Here is a 19,327-nt window from a genome sequence, read left to right on the forward strand (position 1 = left end):
CCCCTGGAGCGCCCGCGGACCCGGAGCGGCGATGGGGGCACCCGCTCCGGGCTCACGATGGACCGGTTGTACGGCAAAAGCCGTTACGGGGCGGTCTTGACGGTGATCTTGCCTTCGGTGATGGCCTTCTTCGCCTTCTCGACCGCGGCGATGACGTCGGCCATCTTCGTGAAGGCGGGGTTGGCGTCGGCCAGGCCGACGCCGTCCTTGTCCAGGCCGTAGCGGACCTCACCGGCCTGCGGCTTGCCGTCCTTGACCGACTGGATCAGGGCGAAGACGGAGTCCGCCACGTCCTTGGTGACCGAGGTCAGGATCTGGTCCTTGTACGCGGCCAGGCCCTTCTGGTTGTACTGGTCGGAGTCGACGCCGATGGCCCACTTGCCCGCCTTCGCGGTGGCCTCGATGGAGCCGGAACCGGCCAGACCGGCCGCGGAGTAGACGACGTCGGCCTTCTTGTCGAGCTGCCCCTGGGCGGCGGCCTTGCCGAGGTCGGGCTTGGAGAAGCCGTCAAAGTTCGGCGGCTGGGTCAGGTACTGCGACAGGACCTTGACCGACGGGTCGGTGTCCTTGACACCCTGCTCGAAGCCCGCCTCGAACTTCTTGATCAGCGGGGTCTCCACGCCGCCGATGAAGCCGACCGTCTTCGTCTTGGTCACCTTGGCGGCGGCGACGCCGGCGAGGTAGGAGCCCTGCTCCTCGTTGAACACCAGGTTGGCGATGTTGTCGCCGGTCACCGAGGCGTCGTCGATGATCCCAAAGGTGGTCTTCGGGAACTTCGGGGCGACCTTCTTGATCGCGGGGGCGTACGCGAAGCCGACGCCGATCACCGGGTTGTTGCCGGCGCGGGCCAGCGAGGTGAGGCGCTGCACCTTGTCCGCGTCGGACTCACCGTCGGACGGCTCCGCCTCGGTGCCCTTGAAACCGAGATCCTTCTCGGCCTTGGCCAGGCCGGCGTAGGCCGCGTCGTTGAACGACTGGTCGCCGCGGCCACCGACGTCGTACGCGATCGCGGTCTTCGCCTGCTTGGAGTCGGAACCGGCGTCCGACGAGGACTTGCCACCGCACGCGGAGGCGGTGAGCGCGAGGGTCGCGGTGACGGCACACGCAGCGGTGATCTTGGATACCCGGCGCAAGGGAAGGCTCCTTCAAACCTGACCGAAGCGCCTCTTCCGGCGCTGGTTTCGCCGCGATCGTAACGCGCGTAGATGTCAGATAAAGCCCCGTACGGAAGCCGTTATCGGATCGTCGCGAACGGGGGGCGACAAGGGGGTGACACCTTCGGTCACGGATGGTTGTCGTGCAGCAACGCGGAGGCAGTGAACAGCTCCACGGCGACCGCGATGGCCCGCTCGTCGGCGTCGAAATCGCCGCGATGCAGGTCGAGCCGGGCACTGTCGCCGGGGGTACGGACGCCGAGGCGGGCCATGGAGCCGGGGACGTGCTCCAGGTACCAGGAGAAGTCCTCGCCGCCGAGGCTCTGCTCGGTGCTCTCGATCGCGTCGGCGCCGCGGCGCGCGGTCATCGCGGCGGCGAGCAGATCGGTGACGGAGGCGTCGTTGACGACCGGCGGGACGCCCCGGACGTAGTTGATCACCGTCTTGGCACCGTACATCCCGGCGACCTCGTCCACCGCCGCGTGCACCAGGTCGGGCGCCTCGCGCCAGGCGGCCAGCTCCAGGCAGCGGACAGTGCCGGAGAGCTCGGCGTGCTGCGGGATCACGTTGCAGGCGTGGCCGACGCGCAGCCGCCCCCAGGTGACGGCGAGACCGGCGCGGGCGTCGACCCGGCGCGACAGCAGCGCGGGCACCTCGGTGGCGACCTTGGCGGCGGCGGTGACCAGGTCGGTGGTCAGATGCGGCCGGGCGGTGTGCCCGCCGGGGCCGTCGAGGCTGATCTCCAGCCGGTCGCAGGCGGAGGTGATCGCGCCGACCTTCAGCCCGATCCGCCCCACGTCCACCCTCGGGTCGCAGTGCACGGCGATGATCCGGCCGACGCCCTCCAGCGCCCCGGACGCGATGGTGTCGGGCGCCCCGCCCGGCAGCACCTCTTCGGCCGGCTGGAAGATCAACCGCACGGGGTTCGGGAGCAGCCCCTTCCGGTCGAGCTCGGCGAGCACGAGCCCGGCGCCGAGGACCGAGGTGGTGTGGACGTCGTGCCCGCAGGCGTGCGCCCGGTCGGGGACGGTGGAGCGGTACGGGACGCCGGACTTGGTGTCCGGGATCGGCAGGGCGTCGATGTCCGCGCGCAGGGCGAGCACGGGCCGGGTGGCGTCGCCCCGCGTGCCCACGTCGCACACGAGTCCGGTGCCGGTGGAGAGCACCCGGGGCCGCAGCCCGGCCCTCTCCAGCCGGGCCTTGATGGCCGCGGTGGTGCGGAACTCCTGGTTGCCCAGCTCGGGGTGCATGTGCAGATCGCGCCGGAACGCGATGAGCTCGGTGCGCAGGGGGTCGGACAGGGTGCCGGGGAGGGTGCCAGGGAGGGGGTCGCCGGAGGTCGTGGGAGCGTCGTCGGGCGCGCGGGACATCAAGTGGTTCACCTGGTGAAGGGTACGTCCATTCCCCCTTCAACTGACCATGAAACAAGAAAAGTTCAGCCACACAGACGAATAAATGACCGGGTCGCCGCGTGTGAGCTGACGACGAGTTGGGTAAACTCGCGCATTTCGATCGCCGGGCGTACGCGGGGCGCGGGACGGGCCCGTTCGGGTGAACGCGCCCCCTCCCCCCTCGCCCCTCACCCCTCGCCCCTCGCCCCTCACCCCTCACGCAACTCCCTCCGCCTCGGCTGCTTCCCGGTCGCCCTTCAGCCGTGGGCCTCGCCGCCGCCCCCGGCTCCCCATCAGCACCAACCGCCCCCGGCGCCCCTCTCCGCGCCGGGCAGCGCTCGCCGCACCGGCAGCAGCGCGAGCCCGAGGCACGCCCCACCCACTGGCAGTAGATCCAGACTCACCGCCACCAGCACCGTCCCGGCCAGCACCAGCGGAGGCGTCCACCCCGGCACCAGGTCCCGGCGGTAGAGGGCGAGCAGGGTGACCAGCCCCAGCAGCCCCATCCAGAACAGCATCGGCACCACCGTGTAGACCAGCGGCATCGCGCCGGGCACGCCCTGCACCCGCTCGAACAGTTCGCTCATGGCGCCCTCGTCCGCCGCGACGAACCCGACGACCAGATCGATCCCCGCCTGCACCACGACGGCCGCCGCCCCGACCAGCCCGGCCAGGGCCGCCACCCCCACAGCCACCCCTCTGCCGCCCCTCAGCCCTGCCGCCCGCCACAGCGCCAGGAACACCGGCACGAACGTCAACGCCCCTGCCAGGAACAGCAGATGCGCCACCGACCACCACACCCCGGGCCCGTAGTCGCCGAGCCCCCGCCCTACGAGCCGGACCATGCCGTATGCGGCCATCAGGGCCGGGCCGACGACCAGCGCCGCCCGAACAGAACCGACCTGACTACCTCTCAACTCCGTTAAGTTCATGAGAAGATGCTCGCTCAGGACGACCCCCTCCCACCATCAGGGACCGCCCCCAACGAACCCTGAGCGCGGGACCGCTTCCGGGCCGGGATGGCATAGCCCCCTCCCGTACGGGTACCGGGCAACCAGCGACGCAGCATGGCGACTTCGAAGCCCGGAATCACTGCGGCAGGAGCCGCCTGCCCGGAGCACCTTCGACAGCCGCCTCACGACCGGCCCGGCAACCGACCGACCAGGTGGGGCACGGCATGAGCAAGCGTTGAACCCACTTCAATGCGGCATCACACCATCCCGGAGCCACTCACGTTCTGACCGCCGCCCGCGCTCACGGTGTGATCGAGAACTGCCTGCCCAGGCAGTTCTCATTCTGGCCGACCGCACCTACCAAGGCACCGGCGCTGTCGTCTGCGCCCTTCCGATCTGCGGGTATGGAGGATGCAACAGGGTCAGCCACGGAGAGACACAACCAAAAAGGCCGCTAGCAGCGCTATCCCGAACCAACAGACCGAACGGAAGAAAACACCCCATCCCGAAATCCCAAAATTACACCCTCGGGAACCGTCGACCCGTCGAAGAGAATGGGGTTCCGACCAGAAGTAGGCCAGCATTCCGGACCCGATACAGGTAGCGGCCAACCAATATCCGACACTGGGCGCGCGCCCCTCTTTCCGGGTGACCATCACACCTACACCTACAACAAAAGCAGCCAAGACCATCCACTTGAGCCAGATGACCTCGATAAAGCGCCAGTAGAGTACAGGAACCACGAGCGAGACACCCCCCAGGCCGACTAGCGGATCCCTCGCATCCAACACCAGATCCACCCCATCATCCCTGAAGTGCCCCCGAAGGACCCGACTGAAGGCTTCGGCGCTGTCCCGGCCTTCCGGCAGGGAATCGAACCGATATGTATACTCTTTACTCCGCATGAATCCGTCCCCCCAGCGGGCCTGCGCCTCCATCGGGGACAGATAAATGACGTGAACCGATGAAATCCCGCCTTTTCGAGCGTCCTGCAGAAGTTCCGCCATTCCGGCAGCCTTTGGAAATACATTAGACGCCGCACTCAGGGAACCCATCAGGATCACCAAAATCCCAACCACCCGAAGCGTCCAGCTCACAACTGGACGCTCAAGGATGCACAAGCCTCCGCAGATTACCCTCACCCGTCGATTCATCAGCCTACCGTCACAGTCCAGTAATAAGCCTGATGCAAGGTACCCATACTCTTACCTTGACCTATATCAGGAAAAAGGTGAGTCAATGATTCGAGACCAGTCTCGTTGTACGCAGCGAAGGCGACAGTGAAGGATCTCTCACGCTTATCGACGTTGATCACCTGGTGAACTTGATCATAAGACCCCATGAAAGCCTCAGGAATCCCGGATCCCCCTTTCCCGTCGGTGTACATACCGTAGAGATCCTTGAAGAAATTCGTCTTGGGGTCACGATAAGAAGACCTGCCTCCCAGCGTTGACGGGTCAATATCGTATCCCGCACCAGAAATCTTCTCCTGCAGCCCTTCAAGAAGATCCCGGCTGTGCTTATTCCCGGCCAGTTGCTGCGTGATCAAGCTTCCCGCACCGAACGTCCGAACACCTCCCTTTCCATTTATCCACTCGTTCAGTAGATCGTTCCAAGTTTCTGCGGAACCTATTCCCATTGCATCCGCACAGCCTGCGGCAACACCTGAGGAAACCATCGCCCCTTCGGCGCACGGTCTGTGGTCGCCAGTAACGATCTGCACATACTTCTCTACCTCCCGCACTAGGCTTCCGTAAAGCCCTCCCTTCCACTTTGCCTTGAGCGCCTGGATAGCTTTCTGGCAGGGACTGTCACAACCGCTCCCGACAATCGTGGAACCAGCGCGGTTGCTACTGCCTCCGCCCCCGCGGTTGCTACTGCCTCCGCTGCTATGAGCGCCTCCGGACCTTCCAGGGGTAGGGCTCGGCGGACCGGCGGGGCCACCGTCGCGCCTGGGTTCGCTGTGGCCCGTGCCGTCGTCGATCCACAGTCCGGTGGGGTCGGAATGCGTGACGGGGTTGTTGTTGGAATAGGTGTAGCCGTTCATCTGCTGGGGGTCGGCCAGGTCCATGAGCCGGTCGACGGAGATGAAGCGGCCCAGTTCGGGGTCGTATTCGCGGGCTCCCAGGTGGGTGAGGCCCGTGGACTCGGTGTCATCGGTGCCGCCGACGAAGCCCCTGGTTCCGGGCCAGGACACGGGGGTCTGTCCGCGTATCGCGCCGAAGGGAAGCGTCCGGCGCTGGGTCAGCACCAAATCCTCGCCCTGGACGGCCAGTTCACCGGTGCCATGGTGGTCGGCGATGACGAAGGAGTGGGTCCCGTCGTCCGCGCGGATGGCCATATGGCCTCCGCCGAGGTCGACGTAGCGGGTGGCCTTGGCCTTGTCGGCTCCGGTGGGGAGCGTGACCTCAGTCCTGCCCAGGTAGAGCGTCGTCTCTGTGCTGGTGCGGCTGATGAGGCGGTTGCCCGCAGTGTCGTAGAGGTAGCTGGTGGTCTTGCCGTCCTCGGTCGCCGAGGCGAGGTGGCCCTCGGCGTCCCAGGTCAGGCTCTGACCGGGGCGGCTGGTGGTGTTGCCGGTCGCGTCGTAGGCGTAGTCGTCGACCGTGGTGCCCGACGGTGCCTGTGTGGTGACGGACGTGAGGGAGTGAGCCTTCGGCCCGCCCGGATCTGGGTAGCTGTAGGTGCGCTTGATGTCCTTGGTCGCGTCACCGAAGGTGTCGTGCCGGGTCTCGGTGACTCGGTTGCCGGACTTGTCGTACGAGAAGCTCTGCCAGTACGGGGCGGGACCGCCGATCCGGTCACCGGAAGGAGCCGTCGCGCAGGTGGTGGTGGGCTGCGTCCATGCCTCAGTGACACGGCCCAGGTAGTCGTTGATGAAGCACTGGTTGTCGGTGCCGCCGCGTGAGACGTCCGTCATCGACCGGACGTTACCGAACTCGTCGTAGCCGTAGGTGACATGGCGGTCGACGCCGGGCTGTTCCATGCGGTCGACGCGTGAGGTCGCGAGCCGCTGAGTGCCCCACTCGTACGTGTTGGTGACCTGGGTCTTCCTGCCGCCGTTCAGGCCCATCGAGTACTGCAGGGGTTTGCCGGTCAGGCTGTAGGAAACGCTGGATGTCATCCCGTCGCCGAGAACCGACATCAGCCGGAGCGTTTCCTTGTCGTAGCTGTAGGTGGTCAAGCCTCCCGGTAGCGAGCCGGCTGCGGAAGAGTTGACGCCGGCCGTCAGCCCCGAGGGCAGATAGGTCGTGATCTCCTGGTACGTGCCCTGCAAGGCGCCCTCGGCAGCCGGGATGACGACGGCGGTCCTCGTGGGGCGGTAGAGCCGGTCGTACGCGGTGACCTTGGAGATGTAGGCCTGGCCGTCGACGTAGCGCGTGGATTCGGCGAGTTGCCCCTTCGCACCGGTGAGGGTGTCGTACACCTGCTTGGTGCGCAGCGTGCCCGTCGCCGATCCCTCGCGCACCTCGGTCTGTCGGCCCAGGCCGTCGTAGAGGTAGGCCAGACCGGGGATGTCGGTCCGCGCGCCCTTGACGAAGGTCAACTGCCCTCGGTCGTCGTAGGTGTTCTCGGTGGTGCCCTTGTCCGGGTCGGTGGCGCTGGTCTGCCGGCCGAGCTGGTCGTATGTGTAGCTCCAGCTGCTGCCTGCGGGGTCGGTGACCTTCTGCAGCTCGCCGCGTGGCGTGTACCGGTAGGTGGTGGTGTCGAAGGCGGCGTTCTCCGAGCGGGTGTGGTGCTGCCGCAGTTCGGCGGTGTTGCCGCGAGCGTCGGTGAGGGTGGTCGTCGCGGTGCCGCCGTCGGGAGGTATGACGGTGGTGCGGTCGCCGCCGTAGATGGTCCGGGTGGTGTTGAGGACTGTTCCGCCGTCCCCGTTGCCCGCGATCTGCTTGGTCTCGACGGTCCGGTTCAGGCCGTCGAAGGCGGTCCGGGTCTGAGTCTCCACGGACAGGGCGTCGTCCGGCTCGAAGAGCTGGGTGCTCGGCCTGCCGGTCGTGTAGTACGGCGCGAACGCCTTGTTGGCGAGCCCACGTTCGTCGTAGAAGACGTCCGTGAGGATGCTGCCGCTGTCCGGGCCCGGGGCCTGGGTCTGCCGTTCACGCTGCAATCCGTCGTAGAGCGTGTACGACGTGATCTGTCCGCCGTTGTTGTTCAGGGTCTTGGTGGCGACGGCGAGCGTCGTGTCGGTGACCGTGTAGACGAACTCCTGGCTGGGAACCTGGGTGTTGCGCCGGTCCGGCAGCCACACCTTGGTGGACCGCCCCAGGGCGTCGTATGCCAGCTCGGTGACGTTGCTGTTGGTGTCGGTCTCCTTCACCGCGACACCGCGCAGCGGATGGAGGTCGGTGACGGTCGTCTGCGCCGAGGCCGCGTTACCGGCGGTGGCGGGAGGCGTGGTCACCTTGACCTGGGTGGGCAGTCCTGTGGCCGGCGTGTACGTCGTGGTCGTCTTCCGTCCGTCGTCACGGGCGGTGCGGACGGGCGTGCCGGTCCCGGTGACGGTGACGTCCGCCACCAGGTCCGTGGTCATCAGCTGACGGCCGTAGTCGTCGTAGGTGGCGCCGGACTCCAGATAGGCGGCCTTGGTGCCGTCGTGGCTCTTCAGCCTGGCGATCGCGGAGACATCGCCCTTCGTGGGGGCGGCTCCGTACGCGCCCCCGTCGTACGCGGTCCGTGTGTCCGAGAGAACGTCCTTGGACCGGTCGGTCGTGGCGTCGCATGCCTTCGTGACCGTTTCCACCCGGGCGGGGAGGTCGAGGATGCGGGCGCCGGTGGCCTCCGGGTAGGTGGTGCGGATGCACTGGTCGTCGGCCGTGGTGGCGTCGTCACCGAAGTCGTCGACCTGGATGACCCGGCCTGCGACGGTGTCGTGCTTGACCGCCGTCGACGTGGTGCGCCACTTGGTGCCGACGCCGTCGTCGAGGGAGACCCACTCCTTGGTGCCGGAGGTGCCGACGAAGTTGGCCGTGACCGTGCCCCAGTCGCGAACCTTCTTGGCGGTCTCGTGGTGCCACGGCCTGTTGACCGACTTGCTCAGGGCCTTGCCGCCCGGCTTGTCGTACGTGACGGTCTTGTAGCCGTAGCCCGCGGTGGACTCGTGGTCGGTGATCGGGTCGCCTTCGCCTGTGGCAAGCGCGACCGAGACGGCCTTCGTGCCACCGGAGGTGTTCTTCCGGTCGCCGTCCATACCGCGCAGGAAGTAGTGGTCCTGCTGCGTCTTCATGGCGGCGTCGCCGCCCTGACCACCGGTCCGGACCTGGACCTGGCCGTAGCCCCGCCACTGGGACCAGGTCTTTTCCTTCTCCTTGGTCAGACCGTCGTCGTCATCGAAGTGCCAGGCCGCGTTGCCCCGGTAGTCGTACCGCGTGACCTGGTCGGGTGCTCCGCCGATATGGTCCGTCACCGTGACGGAGGTGGTCACGTACTTGTTGAACCAGTGCTGTGTGGCGGGGTCGGAGTCGCTGCCGCCGATGTACTGGGGGAAACAGCGCGTGGTATTGGTCTCGGGCGTCGGCAGCGCGTTCCAGTCGCACGTCGGATCCGAGTAGTTGGCGGTGATCTGGGCGCCGTACTCGTCCGCGACGGAGAACAGACGCGACTTGATGAACGGGGCGAAGCCGTCGCCGGTCCGGTCCAGGCGGTTCGCCATCTGCTCGTAGGCGAACGTCGTCTTCGGCAGCGTGACGGTCGGCGTCGCCGACACACCTGTGTGCTCAATGCTGTCCAGCAGCAGCTGGTAGTCGGCGTCGGCCATGCCCCAGCGGTGGTCGAACTTCCAGGAGTCGACCTTGCCGTAGGTACCGTCGGACTGGAGTACCTGGGTCGTGATGCCGGTCAGCCGCTTGCGTGTCCAGAAGGAGGGGGACAGCCTGCCGTTGTCACAGCTGGTGCCGGCCTTGCAGTTCAGGTCCCAGGGCGTGTCGTACCAGTAGAAGGACTTGGAGTCGATGGTGTCCGCAGCGCAGGTGACACCGGACTCCGGCAGGCACCGCTCGGCGTTGTCGAAGACGACCTGGGCCAGCGGCTGCGTCGCGTACAGGTCGTTCGACTTCTGTCCGTAGTCGATGCGCTTCAGGTAGCCGCCGCGGGTGTACGGGGTGTCGTCCGCCGCCTTCAGGTTCCGGCCGTAGGAGTTGCTCTCCTTGCCGTAGCGGTAGCTGATCGTGTTGCCGTGGGTGTCGACGACGTAGTCGAGGTTCCACCGCCATGCCTGCTGGCACCAGGAGTCCGCGAACGTCGCGGCGTGGCACTTCTCACCGGAGTCGTTGCCGTACACCGGCAGCGTCCAGGTGGAGTCCGTGGTGTCCTTGCCCGAGCTCCAGCCCGGCAGCCGGTTGTAGCCGAAGTAGTACCGGGTGCCGTTCGGGGCCGTCAGCTCCCAGTACTCGCCGTCGTTGTCCCCATTGCCGCGGTCGACGGACTCCAGGCGCTTGATCCGGGTGCCGTCGTCCTTCTTCAGCTTGAACTCGTCCTTACCTGCGGCGGGGACGAGTTCACCGCCGGAGCCGTTGAACGAGATGAAGGCGTTGTCGTAGGCCCAGCACATGTCGCCAGGCTTGTTCCCGTCGGCGTTCTTCACGCCGTCGTCCGCGCAGGGTTTGTAGCGGCGCTCGATGAACCCCGGCCACAGGTCGAAGCCGTCACCGACCCAGGAACCCTGGTTGTTCGTCCCGCCGGTCCGGCCGTCGATGGCCGCGGAGGAGTACGAGAGGCCGATGCTCGGCTGCAGGTCTCCGGGGACCGCGGGCGTCGGGATGCCGTACGACCAGGTGAAGCTGCCGGTGCTGAGATTGGTCTGCCAGGTGGAGGAGGGGGCGAGTGGTGTGGCCTTGTAGTCCCCCTTGTCCCCTTCGGCCTCGGCCGTCGCGGCCAGCACCGTCGGACCTCCGGCCCGGAGGCTCACCGACTCGGCGGTCAGTGTGTGCTCCTCCGTGTCGTTGGTGGCGTCGACGGGTCTGGCGGACCGGCAACGCTCCTCATCGGGGGTCGTGAGGGCGCAGGCCGGCAGTTCGACGAGGTGGATGCGGGAGGCGTAGGAACCGCCGTACAGCTCCGCGAAGTCGCCGTAGTCGAAGGTCAGCGCGATGTCTGCGCTGTTCGGCCCGGAAGTCGGGAGCTTCGGGTCCAGGGTGAACAAGGCGCCGTTCACCCCGGCCCGCTCAGCCTTCTCGGCGCCGAAGAGACGCAAGGTCACGCTGCTCGGTGTGGAGGCGGTTGGGGCGGTGTCGCGGCTCTTGGCCGTCTTCGTCGGAGCCGCGTCCTGGGCCCTGCCGATCCCGATCGGCTGGCCCTTCGGGCCGGCGAAGCGCTTCATGCCCTTCGCGCCGGGCTCGGGCACGGCGATCGATATCGCCTCCACGGGCTGGGGCAGCCGCGCCTTCGGGGCTCTCGACGGAACCTTGGGTCCTGGGGTCCGGGTACGCGGCTTGGCGGTGACGCCCTTGCTTCCCGCAACGGGCTTCTCCGCGGTCGGCAGTTCGGGCAGATCGGTGGACGCCGCCGTCGAGGCCGGGACGGCAGCGGTCTGGAGCAGAGTGGCAACCATCACGGCGGAGATCGCCAACGACGTCCGTCGGAACGCTCTGCTTCTGAGGGTGAATCCTGTCGTGCGTCTCATACGTGGTGTGTCCATCACTGTCGGGCGCCGCATGCCGACTGAGGGGCGCGACGCAGAACTGAAAGGGCACGCTCTGGTGGGTACGCGGGCGCACGGGGCGCCACTCCGATCGGTGGCCCGGAGCGGCGCCACCGATCGGCAACGTCAGTCGGTGGAGGGCACTTCGGTGGGGATGTCGATGAACGACTGGGCGAGCCGGCCGATCTGGTCCTCGTTCAACGTCCCCTGGAATGCCCAGACGTCGTCGATCGACCCGGCGAAGTACTCGCCCGTGGTGTCCGCCATGGCGCGGCCCACCAGCATGTTCTGGCCCGCCTTGAAGGTCAGTACGTCGTCCGCCCAGGCCACGAGGTCCTGGCAGGCGTCGTCGTCCGGCTTGCCGTCCCCGTCGTTGTCGCCGCAGGCCACTTCCTGGAGCACGCCGTTGACGTAGAGGCGGGCCTCCTTGGCGAAGCCGTCGTAGACCACCGCGAGATGGTTCCAGTCGCGGACGTCGAAGAACTCCGTACTGCCGGTCTGCTTGACCGCGGCCCCCGAGCTGTCCGCGTCGGGGAGCGTCAGCTCCCAGCGGCCCAGTCCGGAGACATCAGCGGGATCAGGCTGGAAGCGGACATCGAACGCACTGCGGGTGGCTCCTGAGGTGCTGACCACGGACATCGAGTGGTCCGGCTGGGCAGCCGCCTGCGCCCACGCCGTCACCGTGAAGCTGGCGCTCGTATCGACCGGCACGGACGGGATCTCTCCGTAGGCGTCGACGCCATTGAGCTGAAGACCATTGAAGTCGACCGTTCCCGGTCCGAGTTCCGCGCCCCCGTGCACGGTCATCGGCTGGTTCTCGCCGCTGGCATCCGGAGTGGTCGCGGGCTGGCCCGTGGTCTTCTCCTCGAAGTTCCAGCGTCCCTTCAGCACCGGGCTCCGGCGGAAGAGTTGCTGTACCTCTTCGGCGGACACCGGCCGGTCGAAGAAGCGGACGTCGTCGATCTGACCGGGGAAGAACGAATCCAGTTGGCCGTCGTACGAACCGGCGCCGATCTGCACGGCACCGCCCGCGTACCACGTCGTGGCGGCGTCGGCCCGCCCGGCTTCGACACCGTTGACGTACAGGACCAGTTGGCGCCTCACGGTGTCGAACACACCGACCAGATGCGCCCATTCACCGCCTCGGGCCGTCGTGCCCTGCGGCTGCATAGCGCGGATCAGACCGGAATCCGATGTATCCGAGAGGTACTGGTTGAAGACCCAACGGTCGTACGCGCTGGAGTAGTACAGCTCGAAGCCCGGTTTGTGAACGCTTGTCTGCGTCGCAATGATCGCGGCATGATCCGGCTTGGTCTTCGGAAGCTTCGCCCATGCCGATACGGTGAAACTGCGCTGGTTGTTGAGATGTGGCGCACCGGCGACGGCGTAGTCGTCCGTACCGTCGAGTGTGAGCGCCTTGCCGCTCACCCCGGGCCGGCCGGTGACAGCGCCTCCCTTGAGAACCGCAGGGTGGACGTCCGCCCGGCCCGTGATCGTCGTGGCGTCGGCCGGCTCGTCCATGGGGAACACCGCACGGGCGGGTCGGCCGGAGCCTATCGGCTGCTTGTTGTAGAGGCTGGTCACCTCCGCCTGCGAGATCGGCTTGTCGTAGATCCGCAGTTCGTCAATGGCGCCGGGGAAGAACGACTCGCTCCGGCCGCTGTACAGGCCGGCACCGATCCGCAGTCCTCGTCGGGCGTCCCAGGGCGTGCTGTACGACGTCGTGCCGACCAGTACCCCCTGGACGTAGAGCTTCAACTCCTTCGACGCCGAGCTGTAGGTGCCGACCAGATGCGTCCACTGCCCGGCGGTCACACCGCCGGGGGCGTCCGCCATGGCACGGACGGGCACGGCCGTCGCCGAGTCGGATGTGTACTGGTTGAAGACCCAACGGTCGTACGCCTGGGAGTAGTACAGCTCGAAACCAGGGCTGTGGTTGCCGGGCTGCGCGGCGATGATCGCCGCCGTGTCCGGCATCCTCGACAGTTCCGCCCACGCGGACACCGAGAAGCCCGTCTCGGTGGCGACCGTGGGAATGTCGGTCTCCGCGTAGTCGTCGACACCGTCGAACAAGACGGCCGTCCCGATGACACCGGGCACGCCTGGCACGGCACCGCCGTGCAGGGTGGCGACCCGGGCACCGGCCGTGCCGTTCGCCTCGGTCGCACCGGCTGCCTCGTCCATGCTCCAGGCGGCCTTTTCCGGTTGCCCCGCCTTGACCCGGTACTGATACGTACGGATCTCACTGCCGTTACCGGCAGCGTCGAACGCCTGGGCGGTGAGGAAGTTCAGCCCCGGCTCGGCCGGAAGGATCTGAGCGGTTCTTGCCGCGCCCCCCGAAGTGGTCACGGTGTTCTTCGACGAGGGGTCGCTGTTGATCCCGTACCAGTACTTCGTCACATCGTTCTCGGACGCCTTTATCTCAAAAGCACCGTACTTTCCGACCCCGTCGAACCAGGGATCCTCCGGGTTTCCGGGATCGGAAGCCGGATAGTCCCTCGACGTGACAGCGGGAGCCTTCGGGACCGAGGTGTCATAGGTGAAGTAGCAGCCGGTGGGGTCGCCCGCGTGCGACCACGGAGAGTACTGAGCCCCGTCGTACGAGCGGACATACCAGGAGATCTGCTTGTTCGGCGGTATCGAGGTCGGAAGGCTGATCGCGAAACTCGATCCGGAGGGCTTCGACGACGTCCGCGCCGGACTCCACCGGGCGATGTTCCCCTTGCCGTCCCCGGCGTCCCAGGAAGCCTGGAACTGCACCGAAACATTGTCCTTGTCGGGGTCCGTCACATTGTTGGCGCGGATCGTACCCAAGGTGCGGACCTTGGCCGCGTTCGCCGGACGCTTGCACGTCCCGCCGTACTCCATCGACAGTTGCGACATCTTCACCTGTGCCGGCGGACGGTTGTACTTCACCCGCAGGAACGCCTTGTCCGAGAAACGCTTCCAGCTGTACCCGTCGGTCTCACTGGCCGCTCGGAGTCCGAAGGTCATGGTGGCCCATTTACCGTTCGCGGCTTCCTGCACGGCGGCCTTCACGTCGAATTCCGCGTCCTTCGCCGCGCAGCCCTCATAGCCGTAGGCGAAGGACGCCGACCTCAGCTCCTTGATCCAGAAGCCCGCCGCGTTCTGCGAGTTCCACGTCGTGGACGCGGAGATGTCCTTGGTGCGCCACAACTGGACGCTGCGCGCTGCGCACGAGGCCGACCAGGTGTTCTGCACCACGAACTCCGCCGAGAGGATCGACTTGCCCGCGAACGTTGATGTGGGGATCCGGTAGAAGAGCCGTTTTGTGTCATTGGGGGCGCAATAGCTCCAGTTGCAGTACCCCATGCCGGCCGTGGACTCCCCGTTGAACTTCCATTGCGGCGAAGAGGCCCAGTACTTCGACGCCATCGTCCACGCGGAGGCCCGCGGCTGATACCACTGCGGGTCGATGAAAACGGGGTACTCGGTGTCGTCGCCCTTCAACAGGTCGACATCCGGCGTCAGTACCAGTTCCTCGCCGTCTGCCGCGACCTTCACGTCGACCGGGGCGAGCCGACCGGACTCGGTCGGCGCCGGCTTCTCTCCCGGGGCCGTCGTACCGGCCACCTGCCCGGAAGGAGCCGAACGGGACGGCGGGACGGCGCCTTCGAGACCTTCCGGTCCCGGAGAACTCGAATCCCACATCATCGGCTTCGGCGCCTCGAACACAGCTCCCTGCGCACCGTGGTCGACCGCCTGGAGTCCCCCATCGGCCGTCTCGTTCACGTCCATGCCACGGGTCTGGAGCTTGAAGCGCAGTTCGGCAAGGTCCTCGCTCGCGGCGGCCAGTGCGGACTTCACCACCAGCAGCTGGGTGAATCCGTCCTCCTGGGCCTCCATCCGGAGGTCCACATCAGGAAGGACTTCGCTGTACGTGGCGACCGGACCGTCCAATTGCGGCGCGGGCAGAGTTCCCGGCCAGGACAGGGCCAGTTCGCGGCCCGCCTTCGTCATGCGCACCAGCGGGTCGGTACCGCCTCGGGAGAATTCCAGGCCGACCGTGCTCACCTTCGGCGCGACACGGCCGCCTTCGGACGGTGCCAGGTCGGTGTCGATGGGCTTCCATTCCCCTTGGACCCGGGCTCTCACCGGCCGCAGGTACTCCCGGGCCTCCAGATTTCCGTCGGGCGTCGCGAAGACATCGCGGCTTTCACCCCGCAGCGAGAGCACTTCAACCGGCTGGTCGGTATGTTTTGCAGCGGCCTGGGCGGCTTCGATGCTCGATTCGGCACCGGGTTCGGACTGCTCCGCAGGCGCGGGCGTTGGTGACGCGGGCTCCACCGCCGCCGCTTGAGGCGGCGGCGCCCCCATCACGGCGACGCTCACCGCGACGGCCGCAACTCCCGTCCCACTACGACGACACAGACGTCTCCACATAGCCCCCACCCAGGCCCCGCGAACATGAAGATTCCCTGAAAAGTGGAATCCTTCGGGACTCTATGTAGTGGCCATGTGAATGGCCAGGGGGATCTTTCACCCCACCCTCCACAAACAGGGCGCGCGGTATGTGGCGTGGGCCACAGGGCGTTGGCCGGGCCGAAGCCCCTCCCCTCGGGCGTCCGCGCGAAGTCGGGTGTGGACGACCGTGGAGGGGAAGCTCAGCCCTGGGGGCACTCCCACATCGGCGTCACCGCCGGTCTCCAACCCCACGTCCGACGCCGCGTGGCGATACTTTGCGACGGCTGACACGCCATCCGTCAGTGGTGCGCACGACGGTGTCGTCGTAGGAAACGGAACCACGGGAGCCGTCCGGTGGGCGCGGTTACGCCTCCCCGACCGCCGTCGCCCGCCAGGGGGCGAGGCGTTGGACGTCGCGGGCGGTGGCCGTCACCCCGGACAGGAAGCCCTGGGCGCGAGGGGATGCCGTGTCGCGGAGCCATTCCGGGGCTATGTCGCAGACCGCGACCCTGGCCTCCGTACCCGCCAGGGCGAGCGGCAGGGTGTGGACGACGGTGGAGGGGAAGCTCAGGACGGTGCGGCCGATCGGGCCGCGGCGGGCTATGAGTTCGAGCGGAAGGTCGGGGCGGACGATCTCCAGTCCGGTGGCGGCTTCCAGGGCGTGGAGCTTCTCGGCGGACTCGCGGCGGTGGGCGAAGTAGCGGGTGGCCTGATGGGTGCGGGCCAGGGTGGTGACGGCCTCCAGATAGCGGTCCTGGTCGACCACGCCGGTCTCGACGAGGGAGGTGCCGACCAGGTCCGCGCCCTTGGTGAGCCGGGGCGGGCCGAAGCGGGCGCGGGTCCAGGCGAAGGTGTTGGGGGTGACGGTGACACCGGGCGGGGCCTCGACCGGCATCGCCGTGAAGACCTCGACCGTACGGTTCGCGGAGGGGATGAAGCGGCTGCGCGCGCGAGCCGTGACCGGGGCCAGGACCAGCTCGCGCGGGCCCGTGCTGCCCTTGCGGTGCCAGCGCACCAGGCGTTCGCCGCGCGCGAGCTGGGCGACGAACTCCATGGTGGCCGTGCCGTCGTCGACCACCGTCAGGCGGCGGGCGCGGACCATGGTCAGCAGGAGCTGGACGTAGCGGGAGAACGGGTCGCCTATGACGATCCGGTCCGCGTCGCGCAGCAGTCCGGCGAGTGCACGCAGAGTCTTCAGGGGCGCGCTCGCGCCGCCGCGCGCCTCCTGCCATCGGACGTTGACGCCCTCGTCGCGGGCCAGCTCCGCCATCCGGCGCAGCTGACCGCGCGACATCGGGTCGACCGGGGGGAGGACGACGACCGTGACGTCCGCGAGGACGTGGTCGTCGCCTCCCTCTGTGTAGGCCCACTCCAGGACGTTCAGGAGCTGGACCGGGCTCTCGACGAAGGCGAGGTTCACCGGTCGGCCCGTCAGACCGCGACCGGCTCGGCCGCCTGGGCGGCCTCGTTCTCGGTGACGACGCCCGCGACCCGGCGGAGCTTCTTCATCGGGCCGAGCTCGGACTCGTACACCTTCTTGACCCCGTCGCCGAGCGACGCCTCAATGGTGCGGATGTCGCGCACCAGGCGGCTGAGGCCCTGCGGCTCGACGGAGGCGGCCTGGTCGGAGCCCCACATGGCGCGGTCGAGGGTGATGTGGCGCTCGACGAACGCGGCGCCGAGGGCGACGGCGGCGAGGGTCGTCTGAAGGCCGGTCTCGTGGCCGCTGTAGCCGATCGGGACGTTGGGGTACTCCTGCTGGAGGGTGTTGATGACCCGCAGGTTCAGCTCCTCGGCCTTGGCCGGGTAGGTGGAGGTGGCGTGGCAGAGCAGGATGTTCTCCGAGCCCAGGACCTCGACCGCGTGCCGGATCTGCTTCGGGGTGGACATGCCGGTGGAGAGGATGATGGTGCGGCCGGTGGCCCGCAGGGCGCGCAGCAGCTCGTCGTCGGTGAGGGAGGCCGAGGCCACCTTGTGGGCGGGCACGTCGAACTTCTCCAGGAAGGCGACGGCCTCGGTGTCCCACGGGGAGGCGAACCAGTCGATGCCGCGCCGGGCGCAGTGCTCGGAGATGGCCCGGTACTCGTCCTCGCCGAACTCGACGCGGTGGCGGTAGTCGATGTACGTCATCCGGCCCCAGGGGGTGTCGCGCTCGATGTCCCACTGGTCGCGCGGGGTGCAGATCTCCGGGGTGCGCTTCTGGAACTTGACGGCGTCGCAGCCGGCGTCGGCGGCCACGTCGATCAGGGCGAGGGCGTTGTCCAGGTCGCCGTTGTGGTTGATGCCGATCTCACCGGTGACGTAGACGGGGCGACCGGGGCCCGCGGTACGGGTGCCGAGGGTGCGCAGACGGGAGGTGCTCATGAGATGTGTTCCTTAACTCGGGGTTGTCGCGGGTGAATCGGGGATGTCGCGGGTTTGGGGCCCCGCGTCACTCGGCGGACCGGGTGAGGGTGTGAGGTGTGGGAGCGGGCGGGGTGAGGGCGGGGCCCAGCAACCAGGCCGCGATCTCGCGGATCGCGCCGAAGCCGCCCGGCGTGGTGGTGACGGCACGCGCCGCGGCGCGCACCGAGTCATGGGCGTCGGCGACGGCGACGGGCCAGCCGGCGAGTGCGAAGCACGGCAGGTCGTTGACGTCGTTGCCCACGTAGAGGACACGTTCGGGGGCGATGGACTGTTCGTCGCACCACTGCTTGAGGGCCAGGTCCTTGCGGTCGATGCCGTGCAGGACCGGGATGCGGAGTTTGTGGGCGCGGGCCGCGACGACCGGGTTCTGTTCCGTGGAGAGGATCAGCAGGGGTACGCCGGCCTTGCGCAGGGCGGCGATGCCCAGGCCGTCGCCGCGGTGGACGGCGACGATCTCGCGTCCGTCGGCGTCGATGAGGACCCGGTCGTCGGTCTGGGTGCCGTCGAAGTCGAGGACGACCGCGTCGACGTCGGCGAGGACGGGCAGCGACGAGGGGTCCAGCAGCGGCGCGAGGGCGCGGGCGCGGGCCAGATCGTGCGGGTCGTCGATCTCCAGGACCCGCGCGGGGTCGGTGCGCACGAGGGCGGTGTGGCCGAAGAAGCGGTGGCGGTGGGCGCGGAAGCCGGTGGCGTCCATGGCGTACGCGGCACCGGTCTCCAGCAGGTCCTCGGGGCGGTCCTGACGCATCTGGCGCACGGATTTGTCGTGGTTGACGCCGTGGTTCTCCTCCTCCAGGACGCTGCCGTCGCGCCAGAGGAAGCCGTGGAAGGGGGCGACCGTGACCGCCGTGTCGGCTCCCTCGCGGGCGACCGCGGCGGCCACGCCGTCGATGTCCTCCCGCACGATGAAGGGGCTGGTGCACTGGACCAGCAGGACCGCGTCGACCGTCCGTTCGCCCGTCGCCTCGTACGCGTCCAGGGCGTGCAGCACGGCGTCCTCGCTGCTCGCCTTGTCCCCCGCGATGGCCGCGGGGCGCCGCACGACGTGCAGCCGTTCCGGGGTGCCGGAGGTGTCGCCGGCCGCGCGGGCGGCGTCCGCGATGGCCTCGTCGTCGGTGGTCACGACGACGTCCGTGACCTCGCGGGAGGCCAGGCAGGCGCGTACCGCGCGGGCGACCAGCGGTACCCCTCCGACCTGGGCGAGGTTCTTGCCCGGGACGCCCTTGGATCCGCCGCGGGCGGGGATCACGGCGAGCACGGTGGGGGTCGGTGACATCTCTGCTCCTGAAGGGGTGGACACGGTGGGCTCGGCGGCACCGGGTGCGGCGCAGGCACCGACGGCGGCGGGCCCTCGGGGCGTGCGCC

At 68.0% G+C, this 19,327-nt stretch carries 9 protein-coding genes; all 9 read right to left on the bottom strand.

Annotated elements, in window-relative coordinates:
• Nucleotides 1-83 precede the first annotated feature (83 nt).
• The 9 genes from ACIHCL_RS24695 to ACIHCL_RS24735 all read right to left on the bottom strand — a co-directional run bounded on the left by ACIHCL_RS24695 (nucleotide 84) and on the right by ACIHCL_RS24735 (nucleotide 19,238).
• Nucleotides 84-1,133, bottom strand: a complete 1,050-nt coding sequence (locus tag ACIHCL_RS24695) for a BMP family protein (protein WP_399864811.1) — start codon at nucleotides 1,131-1,133, stop codon at nucleotides 84-86.
• 149 nt (nucleotides 1,134-1,282) lie between these two features.
• Nucleotides 1,283-2,524 carry an amidohydrolase gene (locus tag ACIHCL_RS24700; protein ID WP_399864863.1) on the bottom strand — a complete coding sequence of 414 codons (1,242 nt, stop codon included), beginning with the start codon at nucleotides 2,522-2,524 and terminating at the stop codon, nucleotides 1,283-1,285.
• Nucleotides 2,525-2,838: 314 nt separating this feature from the next.
• Nucleotides 2,839-3,477 carry a hypothetical protein gene (locus tag ACIHCL_RS24705; protein WP_399864813.1) on the bottom strand — a complete coding sequence of 213 codons (639 nt, stop codon included), beginning with the start codon at nucleotides 3,475-3,477 and terminating at the stop codon, nucleotides 2,839-2,841.
• A 443-nt stretch (nucleotides 3,478-3,920) separates the two neighbouring features.
• Nucleotides 3,921-4,595, bottom strand: coding sequence for a hypothetical protein (locus ACIHCL_RS24710; protein WP_399864815.1), 675 nt, complete (start codon nucleotides 4,593-4,595; stop codon nucleotides 3,921-3,923).
• A 56-nt stretch (nucleotides 4,596-4,651) separates the two neighbouring features.
• Complete coding sequence (locus ACIHCL_RS24715) at nucleotides 4,652-11,041, bottom strand: RHS repeat-associated core domain-containing protein (protein ID WP_399864816.1); 6,390 nt, start codon at nucleotides 11,039-11,041, stop codon at nucleotides 4,652-4,654.
• A 216-nt stretch (nucleotides 11,042-11,257) separates the two neighbouring features.
• On the bottom strand, nucleotides 11,258-15,469 hold the full coding sequence (locus ACIHCL_RS24720; RefSeq protein ID WP_399864864.1) for a LamG-like jellyroll fold domain-containing protein: 4,212 nt from the start codon (nucleotides 15,467-15,469) through the stop codon (nucleotides 11,258-11,260).
• Nucleotides 15,470-15,920: 451 nt separating this feature from the next.
• The gene (locus ACIHCL_RS24725; protein WP_399864818.1) at nucleotides 15,921-16,976 is read right to left on the bottom strand and encodes a hypothetical protein; all 1,056 of its coding nucleotides are present in this window, start codon (nucleotides 16,974-16,976) and stop codon (nucleotides 15,921-15,923) included.
• An 11-nt stretch (nucleotides 16,977-16,987) separates the two neighbouring features.
• Nucleotides 16,988-17,920, bottom strand: a complete 933-nt coding sequence (locus ACIHCL_RS24730) for an N-acetylneuraminate synthase family protein (RefSeq protein ID WP_399864820.1) — start codon at nucleotides 17,918-17,920, stop codon at nucleotides 16,988-16,990.
• 67 nt (nucleotides 17,921-17,987) lie between these two features.
• Entirely contained in the window at nucleotides 17,988-19,238 is a 1,251-nt protein-coding gene (locus ACIHCL_RS24735) for a cytidylyltransferase domain-containing protein (protein WP_399864822.1), read from the bottom strand.
• Nucleotides 19,239-19,327 lie beyond the last annotated feature (89 nt).

It is taken from the genome of Streptomyces sp. NPDC052042, from assembly GCF_044548345.1.
Taxonomy (GTDB): domain Bacteria; phylum Actinomycetota; class Actinomycetes; order Streptomycetales; family Streptomycetaceae; genus Streptomyces.

What these genes read in the sequence shown, in the direction of transcription:
- ACIHCL_RS24700 (WP_399864863.1), bottom strand. Translation starts at nt 2,524, where the DNA reads ATGTCCCGCGCGCCCGACGACGCTCCCACGACCTCCGGCGACCCCCTC.
- ACIHCL_RS24705 (WP_399864813.1), bottom strand. Translation starts at nt 3,477, where the DNA reads ATGAACTTAACGGAGTTGAGAGGTAGTCAGGTCGGTTCTGTTCGGGCG.
- ACIHCL_RS24715 (WP_399864816.1), bottom strand. Translation starts at nt 11,041, where the DNA reads ATGGTTGCCACTCTGCTCCAGACCGCTGCCGTCCCGGCCTCGACGGCG.
- ACIHCL_RS24720 (WP_399864864.1), bottom strand. Translation starts at nt 15,469, where the DNA reads ATGGGGGCGCCGCCGCCTCAAGCGGCGGCGGTGGAGCCCGCGTCACCA.
- ACIHCL_RS24730 (WP_399864820.1), bottom strand. Translation starts at nt 17,920, where the DNA reads ATGAGCACCTCCCGTCTGCGCACCCTCGGCACCCGTACCGCGGGCCCC.
- ACIHCL_RS24735 (WP_399864822.1), bottom strand. Translation starts at nt 19,238, where the DNA reads ATGTCACCGACCCCCACCGTGCTCGCCGTGATCCCCGCCCGCGGCGGA.